18 protein-coding genes (1 of these 18 cut by a window edge) are annotated in these 25,371 nt (G+C 30.4%); 11 read left to right on the top strand and 7 right to left on the bottom strand.

Annotation, left to right across the window (positions count from 1 at the left end; genetic code table 11):
• Positions 1-47 precede the first annotated feature (47 nt).
• The 8 genes from FF125_RS15535 (at position 48) to FF125_RS15500 (ending at position 11,112) form a co-directional block, all read left to right on the top strand.
• Complete coding sequence (locus FF125_RS15535) at positions 48-1,226, top strand: ATP-binding cassette domain-containing protein (protein ID WP_250629600.1); 1,179 nt, start codon at positions 48-50, stop codon at positions 1,224-1,226.
• A 227-nt stretch (positions 1,227-1,453) separates the two neighbouring features.
• Entirely contained in the window at positions 1,454-3,118 is a 1,665-nt protein-coding gene (gene recN, locus FF125_RS15530) for a DNA repair protein RecN (RefSeq protein WP_138950623.1), read from the top strand.
• Positions 3,119-3,187: 69 nt separating this feature from the next.
• Positions 3,188-4,000: an enoyl-ACP reductase FabI gene (locus FF125_RS15525; protein ID WP_138950621.1), complete on the top strand. Its 813-nt coding sequence runs from the start codon at positions 3,188-3,190 to the stop codon at positions 3,998-4,000.
• A gap of 108 nt (positions 4,001-4,108) precedes the next feature.
• Complete coding sequence (locus tag FF125_RS15520) at positions 4,109-5,305, top strand: T9SS type A sorting domain-containing protein (RefSeq protein ID WP_138950619.1); 1,197 nt, start codon at positions 4,109-4,111, stop codon at positions 5,303-5,305.
• A 107-nt stretch (positions 5,306-5,412) separates the two neighbouring features.
• A complete protein-coding gene (locus FF125_RS15515) occupies positions 5,413-6,408 on the top strand; it encodes a glycosyltransferase (protein WP_138950618.1) in 996 nt (331 codons plus the stop codon).
• 122 nt (positions 6,409-6,530) lie between these two features.
• On the top strand, positions 6,531-7,892 hold the full coding sequence (locus FF125_RS15510; RefSeq protein ID WP_138950617.1) for a pyridoxal-phosphate dependent enzyme: 1,362 nt from the start codon (positions 6,531-6,533) through the stop codon (positions 7,890-7,892).
• Positions 7,893-8,015: 123 nt separating this feature from the next.
• A complete protein-coding gene (locus FF125_RS15505; protein ID WP_138950616.1) occupies positions 8,016-9,290 on the top strand; it encodes a DUF2851 family protein in 1,275 nt (424 codons plus the stop codon).
• A 112-nt stretch (positions 9,291-9,402) separates the two neighbouring features.
• Positions 9,403-11,112 carry a L,D-transpeptidase family protein gene (locus FF125_RS15500; RefSeq protein WP_138950614.1) on the top strand — a complete coding sequence of 570 codons (1,710 nt, stop codon included), beginning with the start codon at positions 9,403-9,405 and terminating at the stop codon, positions 11,110-11,112.
• A 71-nt stretch (positions 11,113-11,183) separates the two neighbouring features.
• Here the strand turns inward: FF125_RS15500 and FF125_RS15495 are convergent, their stop codons facing one another.
• From FF125_RS15495 to uvrA, 7 genes are all read right to left on the bottom strand, one after another.
• The gene (locus FF125_RS15495; RefSeq protein ID WP_138950613.1) at positions 11,184-11,924 is read right to left on the bottom strand and encodes a murein L,D-transpeptidase catalytic domain family protein; all 741 of its coding nucleotides are present in this window, start codon (positions 11,922-11,924) and stop codon (positions 11,184-11,186) included.
• 197 nt (positions 11,925-12,121) lie between these two features.
• Positions 12,122-12,745: a tRNA (guanine-N1)-methyltransferase gene (locus FF125_RS15490; RefSeq protein WP_138950612.1), complete on the bottom strand. Its 624-nt coding sequence runs from the start codon at positions 12,743-12,745 to the stop codon at positions 12,122-12,124.
• A gap of 92 nt (positions 12,746-12,837) precedes the next feature.
• Positions 12,838-15,252 (bottom strand): alpha-ketoacid dehydrogenase subunit alpha/beta, encoded by a 2,415-nt coding sequence (locus tag FF125_RS15485; protein WP_138950610.1) that lies wholly within the window; start codon positions 15,250-15,252, stop codon positions 12,838-12,840.
• Positions 15,253-15,406: 154 nt separating this feature from the next.
• On the bottom strand, positions 15,407-18,211 hold the full coding sequence (locus tag FF125_RS15480; protein WP_138950609.1) for a gluzincin family metallopeptidase: 2,805 nt from the start codon (positions 18,209-18,211) through the stop codon (positions 15,407-15,409).
• A 1-nt stretch (position 18,212) separates the two neighbouring features.
• Positions 18,213-19,451: a T9SS type A sorting domain-containing protein gene (locus tag FF125_RS15475; protein WP_138950607.1), complete on the bottom strand. Its 1,239-nt coding sequence runs from the start codon at positions 19,449-19,451 to the stop codon at positions 18,213-18,215.
• Between the two features lie 82 nt (positions 19,452-19,533).
• Complete coding sequence (locus tag FF125_RS15470) at positions 19,534-20,259, bottom strand: LOG family protein (RefSeq protein ID WP_138950606.1); 726 nt, start codon at positions 20,257-20,259, stop codon at positions 19,534-19,536.
• 39 nt (positions 20,260-20,298) lie between these two features.
• Entirely contained in the window at positions 20,299-23,118 is a 2,820-nt protein-coding gene (uvrA, locus tag FF125_RS15465; RefSeq protein WP_138950604.1) for an excinuclease ABC subunit UvrA, read from the bottom strand.
• 132 nt (positions 23,119-23,250) lie between these two features.
• Here uvrA and FF125_RS15460 point away from each other — a divergent pair, with 132 nt between their 5' ends.
• The 3 genes in view from FF125_RS15460 to FF125_RS15450 are tightly spaced (at most 3 nt apart) and all read left to right on the top strand, a layout consistent with a single transcriptional unit that may run on beyond the window.
• The gene (locus tag FF125_RS15460; RefSeq protein ID WP_117884865.1) at positions 23,251-23,478 is read left to right on the top strand and encodes a PspC domain-containing protein; all 228 of its coding nucleotides are present in this window, start codon (positions 23,251-23,253) and stop codon (positions 23,476-23,478) included.
• A 3-nt stretch (positions 23,479-23,481) separates the two neighbouring features.
• On the top strand, positions 23,482-24,480 hold the full coding sequence (locus tag FF125_RS15455) for a potassium channel family protein (RefSeq protein WP_138950603.1): 999 nt from the start codon (positions 23,482-23,484) through the stop codon (positions 24,478-24,480).
• On the top strand, positions 24,480-25,371 hold the 5' portion of the coding sequence (locus tag FF125_RS15450; protein ID WP_138950602.1) for an SDR family oxidoreductase. Its footprint extends 23 nt past the window's final position; the window shows 892 of its 915 coding nt (coding positions 1-892); the start codon lies at positions 24,480-24,482; its stop codon lies off the right edge, out of view. Before FF125_RS15455 ends, FF125_RS15450 begins: the two co-directional genes overlap by 1 nt.

The raw sequence follows: 25,371 nt of genomic DNA, 5'->3' as shown, positions 1-25,371 counted from the left end.
TACAGCACTTCGCCATATTAATTAGTAATCGAGTCAATAAAAAGGAATTGATTAATAAAATTTTATCACAAAGAATATACGGACAATTAGCAGTATTTAATAAATCGAAAGGGATATTGTTTTCTGACATTGCAATTGCTGATTTTATTGCCAAAGAACATCGGTATCATACTATAGAAATAACAACATCTGAAAAGAGACAATTGAATACCTTTTCTTCTGGAGAACGAAGAAAAGCGTTTTTAAAATATTGTTTAGCTCAAAAGCCTGATTATATTATTTTTGATAACCCATTTGATCATTTGGATCATCAATCAAGAATAGATTTAGGAAATCAGCTATTAGAGTTGTCTCAAACAATTTCAATTATTCAATTGGCAAATCGAGAAGAAAATATGCTTCCATTTATAAAAGAAAAATGGTATTTAGAAAATAATAATTTATTGTTTTCAGAAATTAAAAAAACACCTAGAATAAAAAGGGCCACTTTAAATTCCGTAATTCCAAGCTCTTTATTATCATTTAATCAAGATTATAAAAGTATTGTAAAATTTGAAGGGGTTTCCGTAAGTTACAATGAAAAGGTAATTGTAAAGGATATTACTTGGGATGTTAAAAAGGGTGAATTTTGGCAATTAATTGGACCAAATGGATCTGGAAAAAGCACTATTCTATCTTTAATAACAGGTGATAATCCAAAAGCGTATGGTCAAAACATCTATATATTCGACAAAAAGAAGGGAACTGGCGAAAGTATTTGGGATATCAAAAGCAGGATAGGTCATTTTTCGACTAATATAGCAGAGTTGTTTAAAAGAAATCAAACCGTTGGTCAGATGATTTTATCAGGTTTTTTTGATTCCATTGGTTTATATAAAGAACCGTCAGATTTACAGCAACACAAAGCAGAACAATGGCTTGAGATTATTAAAATGACTCATTTAAAAGACACCTATTTTAATAGATTGACACTAGGGCAGCAAAGGTTGGTGTTGATAGTTAGAGCATTAGTGAAACAGCCACCATTGTTAATTTTAGATGAACCCGTAGAAGGGCTTGATCAAGAGAATACCAATTTGGTTACAGAGCTTATTAATACATTATTAGAAAAAACAGAAATTACAATACTTTATGTATCACATACCATTGAGAAATCATTGGCACCAACTAATATTTTTGAATTAATACCATCTATAAATGGTTCAAGTGGGGAATTAAAATCTTAATTTTTTTGAATTATTAACTGTAATTTTGTTATATTTTGAGAACAAGTTTTATTATTTCTTAAACAAAAAAACTTTAAATCAATTCAACAAAAAAGGCTTAATTTTGAAGCCGATTTCAAACAGTTATATCTAATAGAATTAAATATAAAAAATTCAATACTATTAGTTTTTTGGTTGAATAAGTTGTGTAGATAAATGACTAATAAATATAAACACTAAACTACAAGATGTTAGCATCATTATCCATTAAAAACTATGCCCTAATTGATTATTTAGAAGTGAGTTTTCAAGATGGTTTCTCTATTATAACTGGTGAAACTGGGGCAGGGAAATCAATTTTATTAGGAGCATTAGGACTCATATTAGGAAAGCGAGCTGACCTGTCAAGCCTAAAAATAAAGGATGAGAAATGTGTTATTGAAGGTGAATTTTTAATCGATAAATTCGATTTAAAATCATTTTTTGAGACTAATGATCTCGATTTTGAAAAGCGAACAATTATTAGGCGTGAAATTTTACCAAGTGGTAAGTCAAGAGCTTTTATTAATGATACTCCAACAACGCTCTCTGTACTTACTAGTTTAAGTGATAAATTGATTGATCTGCATTCACAGCATCAAACATTACAATTGGCAGATAATGCCTTTCAATTTCTAGTAATCGATGCTTTAGCGGGTAACACCAAAACATTAATTTCCTTTAAAAAAGGATTGAAAATTTATAAAAAGCTACGAAAAGAATTAGTTGAAATAGAAAAACGTCAGGTTGAAGCTCAAAGTCAACATGATTATAATTCATTTTTATTAGATGAATTAATTGAAGCTGATTTTAAAGAAAATGAACAGGAATTTTTGGAAGAAACTTTAGAAAAACTCAATCATGTTGAAGAGATTAAATTACTCTTGACAGATGCTCAGAATTTGGTTGATTTAGAAGATTCCGGTTTAAGTGATGCATTGTTAAATTATGTAAATATCATTCAAAAGCTGTCTAAGTATGGTAAAACGTTTGAGGATTTGTCATACAGAATATCAAGTTTAAAAATTGATTTTGATGATATAACTAAAGAACTTGAAAATAGTAACGATGGTGTAGATTATAGTCCGCAAGAAATTGAAAAATATAATGACCGTCTTCAATTACTATATAATTTACAAAAAAAACATCAAGTAGCTACTATAAATGAGCTGCTAGAGAAAAAGCAAATTTTAGAGATAAAAGTAAGTGCAGTTGAAAATGCTGAAGAGATTGTAAAAGCAAAGAAAATTGAAATCTTAGAGGTTGAGAAAAAACTAGATAAGTGTTCTGATATTTTACATCATAGTAGAAAGAAAGCAATTCCAGAATTAATTAAACAATTAGGAATATTACTTAAGAATTTGGAAATGCCCAATACATCTTTTAAAATTGATTTAATAAAAGGGACAGCGTTTTTTAGTAACGGTAAAGATGAGCTAGATTTTTTAATATCTACAAATAAAGGTAGTAATTATGAAACACTCAAGAAAATTGCTTCAGGAGGTGAAATGTCTAGAATTATGTTAGCTGTTAAATCTATTTTATGTAATTATTCCAATTTACCAACTATAATTTTTGACGAAATAGATACGGGTGTATCTGGAGAAGTTTCAAATAGAATTGCTAAGGTCATGTTGACGATGAGTAAACATATGCAAGTTATTGCAATTACACATTTACCTCAAATAGCAGCAAAAGGTGAATATCATTATAAAGTTTATAAAACGGATAAGAATAAACAAACGTTAACCAATATTAAAATTTTATCTCAAGAACAGCGTATACAAGAGCTTGCAGAGATGTTAAGTGGGAAAGATATAGCGGAAACTGCTATTGTTCATGCGAAGCAATTACTAGATCAAGAAATTGATTGATTGGCTTAATAATTAAAGAATATTACATTAATTTTGCACTTTCTAAAACAGATATAATAAAAGCTTTATATGTACAATTTATTGAAAGGAAAACGAGGAATTATTTTTGGAGCATTAGATGAAAATTCTATAGCTTGGAAAACAGCAGAAAGAGCTCATGAAGAGGGGGCTACTTTTGTGTTAACCAATGCTCCAATTGCAATGAGAATGGGGCAAATTGATAAGTTAGCTGAAAAAACGAATTCTGAAGTTATACCTGCAGATGCCACTTCAATAGAAGATTTGGAGAATTTGGTTGAAAAAGCAACAGAAATTTTAGGAGGAAAATTGGACTTTGTGTTGCATTCTATTGGAATGTCTGTTAATGTTAGGAAAAAGGTACCTTATACGGAATCTAATTATGATTTTACGGCAAAAGGTTGGGACGTTTCCGCTGTATCTTTTCATAAAGTAATGAGTGTTTTATACAAAAAAGATGCAATGAACGAGTGGGGGTCTATTGTGGCATTAACATATATGGCCGCACAGCGTGTTTTTCCTGATTATAACGATATGGCAGATAATAAAGCATATTTAGAATCTATTGCCCGTAGTTTTGGATATTATTTTGGTTCAGATAAAAAGGTAAGGGTCAATACTATTTCTCAATCTCCAACACCTACGACAGCAGGTCAAGGGGTAAAAGGTTTTGATGGGTTTATTGCATATGCAGAAAAAATGTCACCTTTAGGGAATGCCACTGCACAAGAGTGTGCCGATTATACAATTTCCTTATTCTCTGACCTAACAAAAAAAGTAACATTACAGAATTTGTTTCATGATGGCGGTTTTTCTAATATGGGTGTCAGTCAATCAGTTATGGAATATTTTATAAAAGAGTAACATTTTAATAATTATAGATAAATAATAATACCTTTTATAGCATTTTTTTATAATTTTTTGATAAATCAATCGTTAGGGGTATTAGCAACCTATTTTAATAATAAAATTATGAACAGAAAAACTACATACGGATTTTTAATCGCGTTTTTCTTCGTATTTACGGGGTTAGTACAGGCGAATGTAAATGAAATTGAGAATATTATTGCACCTCCGATTAATGATAATTGTGCTAATGCGACAACTTTAACGGTAAACCCTAATTATTTGTGTGGAACTGTATCTTCTGGAACTTTAGTAGATGCAACAGCATCTTCAATAGTATCAGATGGATTAGGTGGAAGTTGCCCAAGTGTTGTCTCAAAAGCAAATGATGATGTATGGTTTAAATTTGTTGCAGTTAATACATCTCATAGAGTTAAAATATCAAATATTGCTGGAAGTACAACGGATTTATATTCAAATATATATAATGGTGGAGTTTCTGGGAATTGTCCTGCCACAGCAACAGACACCCCTATATATTGTAGTGATCCCAATATTATTAATTTGAATAGTTTAACAGTTGGAAATACTTATTTTATTCGTATCTATAGTAATTCTACAGCAACTGGTGCTACAACAACTTTTGACGTATGTATTGGTTCTGCTTCAATTGTTCCAACTAATGACGATTGTAGTAATGCATTATCAATTGGTAGTCTACCTCATAATGTTAATTATGATGCAACTTCAGCTACAAACAATGCAGGTTTTATTACTGCAACTGGTTGTATAGCAATGAATGACGGTGTTTGGTATAAAATAATTGGTGATGGAGGAATTATTTCTATAACAGCGGATCCAGATTCTTGGAATTTGGCTATTGCGATTTACACGGGGACTTGCGGTACATTTTCTTGTGTAGATGATAGTAATGGAGGAGCAATAGGAGTTACCGAAGGAGTTACTTTTAGTTCAACACTAGGTACAACCTATTATATTAATATAGCATATCCTAGTGGAACTGTGAATGGGTCTGAAGGAACTTTCGACTTAGCCATAACATCTTCAACATTATCAATAGATAAAATTTTAGCTAAAGGCTTTTCTTATTATCCAAATCCAGTGGATAAGGTTTTAAAAATGAGAGCTAATGAAAATATTCAGCAAATTAGTTTGTATTCTGTTTTAGGTAAAGAAATTAAGAGAGTACATCAAAATGATATACAAGCTGAATTAAGTTTAGACCAATTACCAGCAGGAACTTATTTTGTGAAAGCTATGGTTGGGGGTAGTATAGGAACATTTAAAATACTCAAGAAATAATTAGATTTAGATAATATATGTAAAAGACTCTCAATTTCGAGAGTCTTTTTTTATGTCCAAAATATATAAATGCAATCCTTATCTTTGAGATATAAAAAATTAACTATTTGAATCTTCAATTTTCAATAATAATTCCCGTTTATAATCGTCCAGATGAACTTGACGAGCTTTTGCTTAGTCTCGTTGCTCAGAAATTTAAAGAAAACTTTGAGGTTGTAGTTGTAGAGGATGGTTCAAATCTAACCTCTAAACATATAATTGGTAAGTTTAAGGATAAACTGAACATTAACTATTTGACTAAGGATAATTCAGGGCCTGGTTTAAGCAGAAATTTCGGTATGCAAAAAACTACAGGTAATTATTATATCATTTTAGATTCTGATTGTATTTTACCTGAGAATTACTTGACCATAGTTTTAGAGACATTACTAAGCGATTACACAGACGCATTTGGTGGTGCTGATGCAGCACATCCTTCTTTTACAAGAATACAGAAAGCAATAAATTACGCTATGACTTCTGTATTAACCACAGGAGGACTTCGAGGAAATAAAAACTTGAAAAAATTCCAACCTAGAAGTTTTAATATGGGAATTTCAAAAAAAGCATTTTTGGAAACTGGTGGTTTTAGTGCTTTACATTTTGGAGAAGATATAAATTTAACTTTTAGATTGTGGGAAAATAATTTTGAAACGCAGTTTATTGAAGATGCATATGTTTATCATAAAAGACGTGTAAATTGGACTAGTTTTTTTAGACAAACATTTAACTTCGGTGCAGCGAGACCAATATTAAATAGACTTCATCCAAATACGGGGAAGATTACTTATTGGTTTCCCAGTATTTTTGTAATTAGTTTATTGCTGTCATTGATAGGACTTCTATTTCATTTTACTTGGTTTATTTTATTTTTTACCGGTTATTTTATTTTAATATTTTTTGATGCTTTATTTAAGAATAAGAATGTGATGGTGGCCCTTTTAAGCATTGCAGCTACGTTAGTAATGTTTTTTGGATATGGGCTAGGTTTTTTACGATCTATGTTCAGATTGACAATACTTTCTAAACCTCCAGAAGATACTTTTCCTAAAATGTTTAGATAAAAAATAAAACAGATTTTTTGAATTACGATTTAAAACTTGTTTTTTGTATTTTTAAGTCACAATAATTATAACTTTATCAACTCATTACTAGTTGAAAAAACCACAATTAAATAGAAAAATAAATGCAATACGCAAAAAATATATTAGAAACGATTGGTAATACACCATTAGTAAAGTTAAATAGTATTACTGAAGAAATTGATTCATTAATATTGGCTAAAGTCGAAACTTTTAATCCAGGAAATTCAGTAAAAGATAGAATGGCATTAAAAATGATTGATGACGCTGAAGCTGATGGAAGATTAAAACCTGGAGGTACTATAATAGAAGGAACTTCTGGTAATACAGGGATGGGGTTGGCGTTAGTCGCAATAGTCAGAGGTTATAAATTAATCTGTGTAATTAGTGATAAACAATCCAAAGAAAAAATGGATATTTTAAGAGCAGTAGGAGCAGAGGTAATTGTTTGCCCTACTAATGTCGAACCTGATGATCCTCGTTCTTATTATTCTGTTTCTAAAAGATTAGCTACTGAAACACCAAATTCTTGGTACGTAAATCAATATGATAATCCTTCTAATAGTTTAGCCCATTACGAGCAGACAGGACCAGAAATATGGGAGCAAACTGACGGTAAAATAACACATTTTGTGGCTGGTGTTGGTACAGGAGGAACAATTTCTGGAGTGGGGAAATTTTTGAAAGAGAAAAATCCTAATATTAAAATTTGGGGAATAGATACCTATGGATCAGTATTTAAAAAATATCATGAGACTGGTATTTTTGATGAGAATGAGATTTATCCTTATATTACAGAAGGTATTGGAGAAGACATTTTACCTAAGAATGTTAACTTTGATATTATAGATGGTTTTACAAAGGTTACTGATAAAGATGCAGCCGTTTTTACAAGAAAGTTGGCAATAGAAGAAGGAATTTTTTGTGGGAATTCAGCAGGGTCTGCAATTAAGGGGTTATTACAGCTTAAGAAACATTTTAAAAAGGAAGATGTAGTTGTGGTATTGTTTCATGATCATGGTAGTCGTTATGTTGGTAAAATGTTTAATGATGATTGGATGAGAGAACGAGGCTTTTTAGATGAAGAAATTACCAAAGCTATAGATTTAATTAAAGACAGAGTTGGTAACCAACTCGTAACTGCTAAAACTGAAGAGCTTGTTTCTCATGCTATTGAGCGGATGCGTACGCATGATATTTCTCAAATTCCTGTTGAAGATCAAAATGGTTTTGTGGGATCTATAGATGAAAGTGATTTATTCAGACTTTATTTTGAAGATAAAAATATAGCAGATAAACCAATAAAGGAAGTAATGCGTAAAGCATTCCCTATTGTAAATAAGGATGCATCGATTGACAAAATTTCTAATTTAATAGATAAAGATAATAAAGCGGTGTTAGTTGATTTAGAAAACGGTACATATCAAATCATTACCAAATACGATGTGATTTCTGCAATACGTTAGCTTTAAGGAATTAATTTTACTGTAGCTAATTTGATAATTTGAAGATAAACTCTTAAACTAGATTGCCAATGTAAGTAATGAATAATATCGTAATTTAAAAATTGATAAATCACAACGAGCTAAATGTTTAAAGAAGATTTTCTACATTATATATGGAAGTACAAATTATTTTCGACTGAAAATTTAAGAACTACCTTGCAAGAAACAGTAGTTATTATAAATAGTGGCGATCATAATTTTAATTCAGGTTCTGATTTTTTTAATGCAAAATTGAATATTGGAGATCAACTTTGGGCAGGGAATGTAGAAATTCATATCAAATCTTCAGATTGGTACGTGCATGGTCACGAAAAGGATAGTAATTATGATAATACTATTTTACATGTTGTTTGGCAACATGATGTTGATGTGCACAGAAAAGACAATAGCGTAATACCTACATTAGAATTAAAAAATTATACTCAAAAAGATATTCTAGATAATTATCATCAATTATTTTCATCACAAGATAAATGGATAAACTGTGAGAATGACATTAAAGATGTAGGTAAATTTCAATTAACAAATTGGTTAGAACGTTTATATATTGAACGTTTAGAAGAAAAATCTAAACTTATTGAACAATTGCTAGTAAGTTCTAAAAATGATTGGGAAGCTGTTTTGTTTAAAATGTTAGCGAAAAATTTTGGACTAAAAGTTAATGGTGATGCTTTTTTTAATCTTGCCAATAAACTGGATTACACCATTGTTAGAAAGCAATCGAATAATTTAATTTCACTAGAAGCATTGTTATTTGGTCAAGCTAATTTATTAGCTGATGAAATTCAAGATCCATATTATATCAATTTACAGAATGAATACAGTTTCTTGAAATCCAAATTTAAGTTATCACATCAAATAGTTACACCATTTCAATTCTTTAGATTAAGACCCAATAATTTTCCTACAATTCGTATTGCACAATTAGCGGTATTATTCAATAAGCATCAGAGTTTATTTTCTGAAATTGTTTCAATTACGGATATTCAAGAAATGTATAAGTTATTTAATATTAGTTTAGCTAGCTTTTGGAAGACGCATTATTCCTTTACTTCACAATCTAAAATGAGTAGTAAAAAGCTTTCAAAATCTTTCATTGATTTATTATTGATTAATACCATTATACCCTTGAAATTCATCTATTTAAAGTCTATTGGTAAATTAAATGAATCTGAGATATTAGAAGCTATTAGACAATTGAAGCCTGAGGTAAATGGCATAATAAATAAGTTCGATCAATTGCAAATTTCATCTAAGTCAGCATTAGAAAGTCAAGCTTTATTACAATTAAAAAATAGTTATTGTATAAAGCAAAGATGTTTGGAATGTGTAGTAGGTAAATATTTAATTGGAAAATAAAATTATTAAATTTTCTACACACCCTGTATTCAGGGATAGTATTATTACGGTATAGTGTCCTTTTTTTGGTTTGATTCTTGTATAGATTTGTAGTATCAATAAACCTACAAGTATGAAAAAGATAATAAACGAGAATTATGTGCAATTTAATTTGTTAAATTTGCGACTTAGTTTTTATATGAAAAAGACCTTAAATATTCTCGTAATCTGTGTTCTGGTTATGCTAACTTCTTGTGCAGAAAAGACCCAAACAAAGAACATAGAAATTCCCAAAACAGATTATAGAGCTGGGTTTAATCAGTTCTTTGCATCTAATCGTAATTCGATTATTACGGACAAAATAAATGAAATTAGAGTTGATAGCTTACAATGGTTAGAAACACTTTATACGAATGTCAATTACTCTACATTATGGGTATCTGACTCTATCACTTTAAATAAAGATGGAAGTAAATTATTAGAAACTTTGTCAGATGCTAAAGCGTATGGACTAGACACGAGGTTATATCCAATTAACGAATTAAGAGAAATTCGTAAAGAAATTGATGGTATGGCCGATAAAAAAAGTAGATATGATTTGTTAAGCCGATTGGAGGTGCTTTTATCTTATGAGTATATGAGATTTGGTAGGCATTTAAATTATGGTGTTTTAGATTCTTTAAACGAGGTGTCTATTTTACCACGCAAAAAATTTAATATCAATTTACCAGAATACTTACAGGTTGCTTATGAGAAAGATAGCTTAATAGAAAAATTGATTGATTTTCAGCCGAAACAACCGGAATACATAAATTTGCAGAAAGGATTGGCAAAATATTTGGAACATGCTAGTTTGTCCACAGAAGCAGTAGCAGTTGTAAACTTTAGACAAGACTCTATAAAATCAGTTGTTCAAGCCAAAAAGGCTCTAGTTTTGCATAATTATTTAACAGAAGAACATAAAGATTCTCTTTACCAAAGTGCAATAGAAAAATTTCAATTAGATCATGGTTTAAAGTCAGATGGTTTAATAGGTACAAATACGGCGAAAGCATTATCTGTAAGTCCTTATGAATATTACCAACAAATAAAAGCGAGTTTAGAAAGATGGAGATGGAAAGAAAATTGGCCAGCAGATTATCTATTTGTGAATATCCCATCTTACCAATTAAGAGTTGTTAATGATAATAAATTATCTAAAAAGTTTAATGTTGTAGTTGGAAGTGTAAAAAACCGAACTCCAGAAATAATAGATTCTTTACAATATATAATAGCCTATCCTTATTGGAACGTTCCTAAGACCATATCTGTTAGAGAAATATTAGTTAAAGCCAAAAGAGATTCTACTTATTTAACAAGAAATAATTTTGAGGTTATTGGCAAGGATAGAAAAAAAATTGACCCTACTTCTGTAGATTGGGGTGAAGTGAATAAAGCTAATTTTAATTATTCTTTTAGACAACAAGGAGGCGGAATAAATGCCTTAGGTTATGTGAAGTTTATATTTCCTAATAAGGATGCCATCTATTTACATGACACACCTTCAAAATCTTATTTTAATAGGGAAATTAGAGCGTATAGTCATGGATGTGTAAGAGTACAAAATGCATTAGATTTAGCAGATTATTTGTTAGAAAAGGACGAGAATCGCTACACTATGGATACGGTGAATTTATATATAAAAAAGAGAAAAGAAAAGTGGATGCCTATGAAAAAGAATGTACCTGTGTTTTTATATTACGTATCTGTAGAAGCTGATAGTTCAGGCAAAATTACTTTTTTTAAGGACGTTTATGGCGAAGATAAAAAGCTAATTAGGAGTATGGCAATTAACAATATATAGAAATTAGATATACAAAAAACAGCTTAACGAAAGTTAAGCTGTTTTAAAAATTATAAGTTATGTCTATTTTATTAGTTTTTTGTATCTAAAATATTTTCAATCGAAATAAGTTTAGATTTAGATAAGTATTGTTCTTGTGGATAATATACAAACACACAACTACCTTCTTTAATTTTATTAATAATTACGGCATAATCTTTATCAGGTAATGCCGGACATCCCCAACTTCTTCCTAACCTACCATTAGATTGTATAAAATCAGGATTGGCATAATCAGCAGAGTGTATCACGATAGCTCGTTCTCTTGCTTTATTATTAGAATATTCTAATCCATCTAAACGTAAAGAAAGTCCATGTTTACCACTATAGGTCTCTGCAGTTTTATAAAAACCAATACTCGATTGATGACTATTAACTTTATTTGAGAATTTTTTGGCATATTCTAAACCTGACTTTTCACCATGAGCAACAACACTTTTATGCTCAATAGATTGTGTTTCCATGTTTATAAGATAAAATCTTTCCGTATTTGCAGAAACACTCATATCTATTAAAGTTAAATACTTAGAATTTTTAAGTTGTTGTTTGTTTTGTAATTGAACATAACCCTTTAAAGCATGTTTAAAAGCTTCAAAATCTAAGTTAGTATCGTTAATTTTTTGGTATAAATCTTCAGAATAAGAAGTGAATGCACTTTCTGTACTAGAAGTCGGTTTGTCAGTATCGTTATTGTATGAAATTGGAGTTTCCCATGCGTAAATAGGGAAAATTAGAATAAAACTGATAGTTAAGGTAAGAATTTTTCTATACATCTAAATTAGTTTCTTTTGTTATTAAACATTCTAAGTAGTATTGTTCCTACCTAGGTAATGTTAATTTTTTTCAAATCTTTTTTAATAATAATCGGGTCGAAAAAAATTATTTAAAAAAACTTAATTCATAGCAACAGAAAATAATAACTCTTAAATCTCAGATTTATTGCATAATAAAATGTTAAAAAAATAATTAATTATTTTTTCTTAGTTGCATTTTCAGAGTATTTCTGTTTATTTAATTCGTCTTGCAATTCTCTTCTTAATTTTTGTTCACGTTCTATAGAGCGTTGTCTATGACTTTCATATTCTTCTTCAATTTCAGCTTTAGCTTTTTTAGCATCTACAGTTATAGTATTACTTCTTTTAAATTTACCTATAAAAAATAATAATAGTCCAGTCAATGCTGCAATAATTGTCCAAAGTATAGTATTGTAGCCCGTTTTACTCATAGGAATACCCAAAAGCTTAATACTATCTTTTTCTTCTGTAACCGCCATTAAGTTTCCTTTTGTGGCTTCTAATTTTACATTAAGTGAATCAATTTCCGTTTTTTGAGCACTAACAACGTTTTGACTTTCTGCATAAATCTTGCGTGCTTGCTTTAAAGAATCAATCACATTGTTTTTAAATTTAAAAAGATTATTCGTTTTTACACTGCGATAATCTTCCCATTTCGGAGATTTTTTATACATATAATCAAATTGGCTTTCAATAGTACCACTATTTAAGGAGCCTTTTTCTTCCTCTTCTTGAGCGAAAATAATACCCGTTGTAGATACACAAAGGAGAAATGTGATTAGAATTTTAGCGAATTTCATTTGTTTTTATTTAGAGTTGTATAATTCAGCGTTCAAAAGTAAATAATTACTTCTAAACATGAAAGTTAAAGCACAGAAAAAAGTTGAGCAGTTTAGTATAATTTTTTATATTTTAATGGATTAAGCTCATTCATAACATTATAAAGGGCTTCAAAAATATCTTCGATAGATGGTTTTGAGAAATAATCACCATCCGTACCGTAAGCTGCCCTATGGTTCTTTGAAGTAATAGTCAATGGTTTACTATCTAAAAATTGATATGCATTTTGCTTGTTTAAAATTTGATCTAAAAGATAAGCCGAAGCACCACCAGGAACATCTTCATCTATAATAACTAGCCTGTTGGTTTTTTCAATACTTTTAACAACTTCTTTATTTAAATCAAACGGTAGTAAAGTCTGTGCATCTATAATTTCAATATCAATTTCTGCTTTTAATAATTCTTTAGAAGCTTCCTCAACTAATTTTAATGTAGAGCCATAAGAAACTACAGTAATATCTGAGCCTTCTTTTATGGTTTCAACAACCCCAATAGGCGTTGTAAACTCACCTAAGTTGGTTGGTAGTTTTTCCTTTAATCTATAACCATTCAAATTTTCTACAACTAATGCTGGTTCATCACTTTTTAGCAGTGTATTATAAAACCCTGCTGCTTTTGTCATATTACGTGGTGTAAGAATGTATATACCTCTTAGTAAGTGTGTAATGGCTCCCATGTGAGAGCCTGAATGCCAAATTCCTTCAAGCCGGTGTCCCCTAGTTCTTATAATTAAAGGAGCCTTTTGTTTACCAAACGTTCTATAACGCAATGTGGCTAAATCATCACTTAAAATTTGTAATCCATATAATAAATAATCGAGATACTGAATTTCTGCGATTGGTCTTAATCCACGCATGGCCATACCAATACCTTGTCCCATAATACTAGCTTCTCTAATACCGGTATCAGCAACCCTTAATTCACCATATTTTTGCTGTAAACCTTCTAAGCCTTGATTTACATCACCAATTTTACCCGCATCTTCTCCAAAAATAAGTACATTATCGTGTTTTGATAAAATATTATCAAAATTATTTCTTAATACAATTCTAGCATCAACAATTTCTGCATCTTTGGCATAAGTAGGTTTAATTTCCTTTATAGATGTGGCAGTATTTTTGAATTCACTATACAAATGTGTGCTATAATTATATTGCTGCTCTTTTTCGTAACTATTAATCCAATTAATTAATGGAGCTTTGGAGTTGATATTTTCGTTTCTAACATAAACCAAGCATTTTCTTGCTGTCGATAAAATATCCTTTTTTAAGGGGGCTTCTAACGTTTCTAAATCATTTTTTAGTTTTGCAATAAAAGGTTTATTCTCACTTTCGTTAGCTAAATTATCTAATAAAGAAACTACTTTTTTTTGTGTTGAAATAATACCTTGCGAGTAAGCAGTCCAAGCGGATCGTTTAGCTGCACTAACTTCTTTTTTAGCATTTTTCTCTATAGTAATAAGCTCCTCTTCATTTTCAAAAACATCAAGTATCCACTCCTTCATTTTAGCGTTGCAGTCATGTGCTGCTTCCCATTCTAAGCGTTCTGCACTTTTATACCTTTCGTGAGATCCAGATGTAGAATGCCCTTGAGGTTGCGTAAGCTCTTTTACATGTATTAAAACAGGGACATGATTTTTTCTAGCAATAGTAGAGGCTTCATTGTAAACATCGATTAGTTTAGAATAATCCCATCCATTGACTACAAAAATTTCGTAACCATCAACATCATTTGTACGGCGAAACCCTTCTAAAATTTCTGAAATACTTTCTTTTGTGGTTTGATGTTTTGCATGAACTGATATACCATATTCGTCATCCCATACACTTATAACCATAGGTACTTGTAAAACACCTGCGGCATTAAAAGTTTCAAAAAAATGACCTTCAGATGTACTTGCATTACCAATTGTACCCCAAGCTATTTCGTTACCGTTATTAGAAAAGGTATTGTACTTTTTAAGTTCAGGAATTTCTCTAAACATTTTAGATGCTTGTGCCAGCCCAAGTAAACGTGGCATTTGTCCAGATGTTGGTGAAATATCTGCACTAACATTTTTTTGCTTCATCAGGTTTTTCCATGAGCCGTCTTCATTAAGGGAATGTGTAGTAAAATGTCCTCCCATTTGTCGCCCTGCTGAATAAGGTTCTGCCTCAATATCAGTGTGAGCATATAACCCCGCAAAAAATTGTGCTGGTGTTAATTCTCCAATTGCCATCATAAAAGTTTGATCGCGATAATAACCTGAACGCCAATCTCCATTTTTAAAGGCTTTTGCCAATGCCAATTGTGGCACTTCTTTTCCATCTCCAAAAATACCAAACTTAGCTTTTCCTGTCAACACCTCTCTTCTACCTAATAGGCTACATTCTCTGCTAATAACCGCAATTTTATAATCTTCAAGAATTTCTTTTTTAAATTCTTCATACGACAATTTATGCTCTGGTTCTAAGGTTTTTTCTGACATATATTACTTTTATTGGAGTCTCGCAAAAGTACGATTTTTATAGCAGAATGTCAAATGAAATAAGCTGTCTGTTTTTAGTTAAAGACACTTGAAAATTGCATTTGGATACAAATTGTGTAAAAGATTAATCTTGGATGTTTAACGCGTATTTAGATTAAAAAAAGCCTCTTCTTATTAATCCTATTAGTTTTTCTGGTGCTAATGTAATTACAAATCTAATTTTCGAGGCATAATTTGGTCTAGAAGGTTCAAACCCTAAACTAGATTGTATCGGAAAGTAAACCTCAAAAAAGTTATGGACAAAGTTTAATCTGATACCGCTGTCGTACCTAAATAACGCTTGGTTGTTTTTATTTTTGTAAAAACCAGCATCCGCATAGGCTTCAATCCAACTCCAAATACTCATACTATTATTAGTAGAAAGCATCCATTGATTGGCATATGGGTTATCAAACATAGATTTAAAACCTCCTTCTGCAATAATAATTTGCTGACTTAAAAATCCTGATTTTTCAGATCTTCCTAAAAAGTTGTAATCAAATAAATAATCTGAAGGACGATCTAAAGAAAAGCTGAAGAAATCGCTTTCTGTTTTATTTGATAGGAAGGTACCAAAATAAAGCCTAAAATCATACTGTCTATGAGTATCAGTTAATTTTCTATATCTAAAGTCTAATGCTAGCTTGCTGAATTTTTCAGCCAGCTGAAAATCTACATTATAACGTAAGTCTTGAATAATATCAGGTTTGGTATAGCCATAACGAAGATTTAAAATATTATAATTGTCTGATTCTAATTTGGGTGCAAATTTAGGAATCTCTTTATTTACAATTACATACCGTGCTGATAAGGCACTTCCGCCGACATCACGTAAACTTTTACGTTTAAATTCAACTGAAGCAAACGGTGATATTCTGACATAGCTTAAGTTCTTATCATAATGAAAATTACTAGCACTAATTCCAATTCTATACCTATATACAGAAGTCTCCTCTGGTATGTGTTGATATACAAAAGATGCTGCACCCGTAATTTTCCCACTATTTGTACCGTACGTGGGCGTAATTTTATACAACCACTTTTTCTTAAATATAGCTTCATTATATAAGCTAGGGCCTAAGATTAGACCATCATACAAATTGTAACCTGCATAAAAATTATAAAAAACTTGATTGTAATAAGGATTCTCTACATCTTTAAAGAATCGAAATTGTATTGGCTTATTTAATAAGCCTTTTAAATTTTTCCAATTATCTCTTAGATTTAATTCAGGATATAAATATTCGTAATTCAATGATAACCTGTCATAGTCTCCTTTTGGAATTGAAATGGTAGTGGTAGAGTCAATATCAGTTAACCATTTTCTAAATGTAATTTCCTTTTTATTAATACCATAGAGTGCAATAGGAACAGTTATATTTCTTCTGTTTTTAATCGTAATTTCAACAGAATCTTTGGTTTGTTTTATTTTCTTTATAGTGTAATCTATTTTTTTCTTAGTGTTAATATAGTCACCAAAAAACCAACTTAAATCCTTATCAGATTTTTCAGTAATAATACTTTGAAACAAATTACTGTTAGTTTCCTTATTCAAACTTTCGGAATAAAATTGTTTTATACTTTTGAAAACGATACTATCATTTAAATACTCATCTAAATATTGTAAACCAAGCCCTGCCTTATATTTATTGACAATTTTTCTATTAAAATTAGATAATGAATCGGCCCTAGTAGTTAACGCTTGGTCATAATTTTTACGTGCTGCAAATTGATATACAAAAGGGTACTTATCATTAAAACCTAATTTAGCTACATTGAAACTTCGTACTCCCCAAATTTTAGAAATATTACCCAATGCCTTAATTTCAGGATAATATTGCTCAACATATTTTATCATTAAAAAGTTCTGAATTCCATCTAAAATCCAAGCATCTTTTCTTCGGTTTACAATAATAGTATTCTCTAAATATTTTCTAGTTAATGCTTTAAACATTTTTATATCCCATTCAAAAGCTCCAGAAAATGGATTAAACATTTTTGGTAATTGGTTTAAACCATAAATGGGATTTTTACTATAACTAATACTGTTTACTAAAAGTTTGTCATGTGGATATTTGCCAATGTGTTCTTCAATAAAAGCTAATTCTCTAGTAACGATATCTGTTTTTAAAGAATTACTTAATGAAGTTCCATTTAAGTTTGTAATAATTTTAGGACTAGTTTCAAACTCAATAAAATCATTAATTACATTAAAATTCAATTCAATATCAATTCTGTTTTTACCCTTTAAATGATAGGTTGTAAACGGTGGATTAGTACTTTTTGTATACTTTAAATCAGTATTGAAATGTACTCCTTGGGGTATTGAAAATTTTATATTATATGCTGAAGGTTGCATATATAAGTCATCCATGTTTAAGTTACTCATGGTTTGCCATTCTCCATCAAAAACAGCTGGAGTAATATACCAATATCTTAAATTATAGGTGTTGTCCTTTTGACCGTATTCAGTAAATATTGAAGATGGAACTTTTGTAATATAAGTTAAGGATAGAACAACTGAGTCGTGAGATTTTAAAGGTTTATTTAAAATTACCTTTATAATATCAGGCTCATTTTTATCAATGAACCATTTGTCAGAAACATAATTACTAGAAATGTTTTTAATGATTGTTCCTCCTCTTAAATTGGACTTCGCAAAATATAAACTTTTATCATAATCTTCAATCAACCTTTTAGATAAAGGAGTGTGTCTATTTTTATATGAGGCTGCCCAGTTATGAAAATAAAGTGTATCTAATGTGACTTTCGAAACATTATGATACGTTATTTTCTGTTGAATTTTAAGTTCTTTATTTTGATAATCAAGTTTAGCATCAATAGTTGTTTTGTTATGCTGAGCATGACAAATAAAGGCCGAAAAACAGCATAAAGCGATAATGTATTTTGATATCCTCAATTTATAGTTTTATAAATTTTAACGTTGAGGTTGTGTTTTGTAGTTTTATATAATAGATGCCACTTGTCAAATTGGTTGCGTCAATATTTTCATTTTCTTCGTTTAATATAACTGATTTAATTTTTTGCCCCATACTATTATATATAACAATTTGCTTATCAAAAATTCTAGCATTCACATCTAAAGAAAAATAGTCTTTGACTACATTACCATTTTTAAACTTTAAATAATCGGCCGTATGGGTTAGGTTGTTAGTAGCTAGTGTTTTGTCTGTTTCTAGTTGCATAACTACAGGTAAATGGTCACTCATATTATATAATGCTTCTCTTATTTCTTGATTAAATGTACCTGTACAAGTTGGGTCATTAATCGATTTATTATAACAATTACCATTATTTCCAAACGCTTTATAGGAGTCTGGGGTGTATTTTAATGTACTACTGTTTTTTAAATTATCAGAAATTAAAATAAAATCAAATCGATCATCAATACCGCCACCGGCACCTCTATTATTAAAGTTCTCATTAGAATCTCTACTTGATTGTGTATGTATATTTTGATATGTAGAATTATTATGCCAATTCCCATCTTTATTAATCGGGTCATGCAAAACAATTGCATTTGTTGGGTCTAATAATTCTTGATACGCCCCCTCTTGACCGGTGTATAGGTTAAAATCACCAGAAATAAGTACAAAATGGTCTGATGGAATGTTAACTAATGTACTTGTAAAGTCCAGAACCATATCTAATCGTTTATCTTCATTTTCAAAACCTTGACTTGATTTTAAATGTGTAACAAAAACATCTAAATAAATAGGATTTGTTGTGTTATCTGGCGTATTTAATTTAAAAAGATAATGATTAATATCTCTAATGCCAGTTGTAATTAAATCTTGACTAACTAAAATTAATTTCTTTTTATTAAAGAAAACCAGTTGCTGCAAATCCGTTGTCAAATTTGATTGATTAGAAACAAAAGCAGCTTTAGCATATCTATTATCAATAGTTTGTAACGAAGTACCTAAAATGGTATTAGCACCTTCTTCTGATTGCAATTCACAAACCATAAATAAGTCCGGTTGATAATCATCTAAAATAGCCTTTAAAATAGTTGGTCTATTTGTCGGAGGTGCTTCCGGAAATTCTAATAAGTTATAAAACATAGTCTTAATAATGTTTTGAGCTTCCATTACAGAAGTCAAAAGAATCATTATTAAGATGACTAGTTTTAGTTTCATTATTTTAATGTTAAAATTGTGCTACGTATATTTCTTATCAGTTTTTTAAATTAATATTACCTCAATAAAAAGGATGTTTATATTAGAAATTAGGACTCAAACTATATTTTTTATAAAAGTTATTTAGTATATCAACAACTTCTTTTTCAGTATCTACAATTTGAATCAAATCCATATCTTCAGCACTTGCATTTCCGAATTGTCCAATTAAAACTTCCTTTACCCAATCAAAAATACCGTTCCAAAATTCAGAGCCCACTAAAATAATTGGAAATTTTCCAATCTTTTTAGTTTGAATTAATGTTACAGCTTCAAAAAGTTCATCTAATGTACCAAATCCACCAGGCATTACTACAAACCCTTGAGCATATTTGACAAACATTACTTTACGAACAAAAAAGTAATCAAACATTACATTTTTATCATGATCTATATAGGGATTGTCATGTTGTTCAAAAGGTAAATCAATGTTCAGTCCAACCGAAGCACCTTCGCCTCTATGAGCTCCTTTATTACCTGCTTCCATAATACCAGGGCCACCACCTGTAATAACACCAAAACCATTTTGTGTTAATTCATACGCAATGTTTTCAGCTAATTTATAATATTTTTGATCAGGTTTTGTCCTTGCTGAACCAAAAATACTAACACACGGTCCAATTTTACTCATCTTTTCGTAACCATTCACAAATTCAGCCATTATTTTAAAAATGGCCCAAGTATCATTGGTTTTTATTTCATTCCAAGTTTTATGTTGAAATTTTTCAATTATTTTTCGTTCTTCATTTAAATTTAACGCTGACGACATATATTTTCTCTTTTTAGTTTAATTTATTTCTATAGGTTGCTAATGTAATTCTTTTTTTAGAAACTGTGCAGTGTAGCTAGTCTCTACTTTGATGATTTCCTCAGGTGTTCCAGTACATAAAACATTACCACCATTTTTCCCACCTTCAGGGCCAATATCTATAATATAATCGGCCAATTTTACAACATCTAAGTTGTGTTCTATAATTAAAACGGTATTACCTTTATCAGTCAACTTGTTTAACACTTTCATTAAAACATCAATATCTTCAAAATGTAAACCAGTTGTAGGTTCATCTAAAATATAAAAAGTATTTCCGGTATCCTTTTTCGAAAGTTCAGTGGCTAATTTAATGCGTTGTGCCTCTCCACCTGAAAGGGTAGTAGATTGTTGCCCTAAAGTTATGTAGCCTAAACCAACATCTTTTATGGTTTTAACCTTTCTATGTATTTTTGGAATGTGTTCAAAAAACTTGACACTTTCATCAATGGTCATATTAAGAACATCAGAAATTGATTTCCCCTTATAACGTATTTCTAACGTTTCTCTATCAAAACGTTTACCCATACATGTTTCGCATTCCACATAAACATCAGGTAAAAAATTCATTTCAATAACGCGTACACCACCACCTTCACAAGTTTCACATCTACCTTCTTTTACATTAAAAGAAAACCTTCCAGGTTTGTAACCTCTAATAAGAGCCTCGGGAGTTTTAGCAAAAAGATTACGTATTTCACTGAAAACACCTGTGTATGTGGCAGGATTTGACCTTGGGGTTCTACCAATAGGAGATTGATTAATGTCTATGATTTTATCAACATGTTCTAATCCTGTAATACTTTTGTAAGGCATTGGTACTTTAACACCTCTATATATATGTTGGTTTAAAATAGGATATAACGTTTCATTAATTAAAGTTGACTTTCCACTTCCAGACACTCCTGTAACACAAATCATTTTACCTAATGGTAAAGTAACCGTTACATTTTTTAAATTATTTCCTGTAGCTCCTTTTAAAATAAGAACTTTACCGTTTCCGATTCTTCTTTTATTAGGAATCTCAATTTTTTTAGTACCATTTATATAATCAGCTGTTAAGGTATGGCTTTTCAATAATTCTTTTGGAGTAGAACTACTGATAATCTCACCACCAAACTTTCCTGCTTTGGGACCAATATCAATTACATAATCAGCTTGCTCAATCATATCTTTGTCATGTTCAACAACCAAAACAGAATTTCCAATGTCTCTCAATTTTTGAAGAGAATCTATAAGTCTATGATTGTCTCTTTGGTGCAATCCGATACTTGGCTCATCTAAAATGTATAATACACCAACAAGTTGAGATCCAATTTGGGTTGCTAATCTGATCCTTTGTGCTTCACCTCCTGATAAGGTTTTTGAACTTCTATTCAATGCTAAATAATCTAAGCCTACATCTAATAAAAATTGAATTCTAGTTTCAATTTCTTTTATGATTTCAGAAGCAATTGCTGTTTGTTTTTTACTAAGTTTATTTTTAACTTTTTTAAACCAATCTGCCAATTGAACAATATCCATGTCTGCTAAATCAGCAATGTTTTTCCCTTGAATTTTAAAATGTAACGATTCTACTTTTAAACGAGAACCACCGCAAACAGAGCAGTTATTCTCATCCATATAGGTAGATGCCCAACGCTTAATTGAAACTGAACTCGTTTCATCAAATTGGTATTTTATAAAATTGACAATTCCCTCAAAATCAATAGAGTAAGATCTTGTTATGCCCATTTCTTTAGATAATACTTCAAATTTTTCTTTACCACCATATAATATAACATCTAACCCTTCTTTAGGTATTTTATTAATTGGTGTAGTTAATTTGAACTGATACCTTTCTGCAATAAGTTCAATTTGTTTTAAAATCCATTTACTCTTTTGCTCATTGATTGGTGCAATACCACCATTGGCAATTGAAACTTCTGGGTCAGGAATTATTTTGTCAATATTAACTTCATTTACAGTTCCTAAACCATTACAATTATCGCAAGCACCCTTTGGTGAATTAAACGAAAATGAGTTGGGCTCAGGCTTAGGGTAGGAGATACCCGATGTAGGACACATTAAACTTCTACTAAAATATCTAGTTTTATTGGTCTCAACGTCTAAAACTAAAATAGTATCATCACCATGGTACATTGCAGTCTTAATAGTTTCTTCAACTCTTTTTTGTTGCTTTTTTTCAACCAATAACCTATCAATAACTATTTCTATATCGTGCGTTTTATAACGATCTAAACGCATCCCTTTTTCAATATCTATAACTTGACCATCTACACGAACTTTAACAAATCCTTGTTTCGAAATTTGCTCAAAAAGTTCACGATAATGTCCCTTTCGGGATTTAATAACAGGAGCTAATATATTTACCTTTTTAGAATCGAAATCAGTTAAAATCAAATCAATAATTTGTTCATCTGAATAGCTGACCATCTTTTCACCACTGTTGTAAGAATAAGCATCAGCTGCTCGGGCAAATAATAACCTTAAAAAATCGTAAACTTCCGTAATTGTGCCTACTGTAGATCGCGGACTTTTACTCGTAGTTTTTTGCTCAATAGCAATTACTGGAGATAAACCATCAATTTTGTCAACATCAGGTCGTTCTAATCCTCCTAAGAACTGTCGGGCATAAGCTGAAAAAGTTTCAATATACCTTCTTTGTCCTTCCGCATAAATAGTGTCAAAAGCCAATGACGATTTTCCACTACCACTTAAGCCAGTAATAACAACAAGTTTCTCTCTAGGTATTTTAACATCAATGTTCTTTAAATTATGGACTCTTGCCCCTTGAACATCTATATAGTTTTCAGACATATTTTTGTAAAAAGTTGGAAAAATGCAAAGATAATTAATTGAGAACACAATTAATGGTAAATTTAGCTCTTAATGATAATTATAATACATATTCAATTATAAAATTATTAAATTGCATCAAAATATAATAGAATGAAAATAGTCCAATCGTTGCGATATTTTTTTGAAAAAAGAGGTTTTGAAGTTTCTTCAAGGTTGGCTGATAAAATGGGAATGAGAGTAACCAACGTAAGGTTATTTTTCATCTATATATCTTTTATAACACTAGGCTTTTGGTTTGGAATTTATTTGACCTTGGCATTTTTATTGAAATTAAAGGATATGGTTTATACGAAACGCAGTTCAGTTTTTGATCTTTAGACTATGAACATTTTTAAACCTAAATTATATATAGCTCTTTTATTATTTATTGGGGTAATTTGTGTCGGTGTCTTTGGTTACATGTATTTTTCAGATGATACCTTTATCAATGCCCTTTACATGACTATCATAACCATAACGACTGTTGGTTTTGGTGAAGTTCATCCTTTGAGTCAATCAGAAAGATTATTTACAATTTTTCTGATTTTAATGAGTGTATTAACGTTGGGTTACGCAGCGTCTGTAATAACTCAATATATTGCTAGTGGAGAATTCCTTAAAAACATAAAAACTAAAAAGGTGCAGAAAACAATTGATAAGCTAAGCGGTCATACCATTGTTTGTGGCTATGGTAGAAATGGTAAGCAGGCAACTGTTAAATTAATTAAATATAAAAAGCCATTTGTTATTATTGAAAATAACGAAGAACGAATTTTAGAAATTGAAGAACAAAATTTACTATATATTAAAGGAGATGCAACTATTGATGATTTTTTGGTAAAGGCAGCGATTGATAAAGCCTCAAGTTTAATTACTGCATTGCCTTCAGATGCTAATAATCTTTATGTAGTTTTATCAGCGAGGCAATTAAACAAAGAATTGACTATTGTTAGTAGAGCATCAAATGATTCCTCTGATGCAAAATTGCGAATTGCTGGTGCTAATAATGTAATTATGCCAGATAAATTAGGTGGAGAGCACATGGCTTCCTTATTAGTTACGCCTGATATTGTTGAATTTGTAGATAAACTGGCGGCTGATTCTGAAAACGCTACACATCTTGAGGAAATTGTTGTAGATAATCTGCCAAAGGAATTTCTACTAAAGTCAATCCGAGATTTAGATTTACGAAAAAAAACGGGTTGCTCTGTTATAGGCTTTAAAACGCCAGATCATGAATATGTAATTAATCCAGATGCCGAAACTAAACTGGTAATAGATTCTAAATTGATTGTATTAGGAAGTGCAAAACAAATTCAAAAATTAAATAAATTATTTTAATGGGAGGGAAGTTAGTGATTACTGGGAGCAATGGTTTGCTTGGTCAAAAGTTAGTGAATCTATTTTCGCAATTGGATAGTTTTGAGGTTACCGCAATTTCTCGTGGTGATGATAGGAACGAAACCGCAAAAAATTATACCTATAAGAGTATTGATATAACAGACCACATAAAATTAAACACTTTACTTGATGATGTAAAGCCTAATTATATTATTAATTGTGCTGCGATGACTAATGTAGATCAATGCGAAAAAGAACAAGTTGAATGTGATAAGATCAATGTTGATGCTCTGAAGGTAATTGCAAAAGCTACGAAGAAACATCATTCTCATTTAATTCATATCTCTACTGATTTCATTTTTGATGGAGAAAATGGTCCTTATTCGGAGGAGGATAAACCGAATCCAATTAATTATTATGGTCTCTCAAAACTGAAAGGAGAGTTAATTTTAAAAGAGGCTCAAATTAACTATACTATATTAAGGACTATACTTGTTTATGGATTGGTAGATAATATGAGTAAGAATAATATTGTTTCTTGGATAAAGAATGGTGTAGAAAATAAGCAAACACTAACCATTGTAAATGACCAATTCAGAATGCCAACCTTGGTGGATGATTTGGCAGAAGCCTGTTTTTTGGCAATAAAAAATACGGCTTATGGTATTTTTAATGTTTCTAGTAGTGAATTATTAAGCATTTATGAGGCTGCTTTGCAAGTTGCAGAAGCTTTTAATCTTGACACTTCTTACATCGAATCAATTCCAACTAGTCAATTAAAGCAGCCAGCCAAAAGGCCAAGCAAAACAGGATTTGATTTAAGCAAGTCAGAAAAGATACTAAAGTTGCCTATCGTGACTTTCAAGAATCAACTCCAAGTGTTTAAAAATC

This window comes from Aureibaculum algae (assembly GCF_006065315.1).
Lineage (GTDB): Bacteria > Bacteroidota > Bacteroidia > Flavobacteriales > Flavobacteriaceae > Aureibaculum > Aureibaculum algae.
Note: the sequence above shows the minus strand (reverse complement) of the source record. Positions and strands in the feature narration are given on the sequence as shown.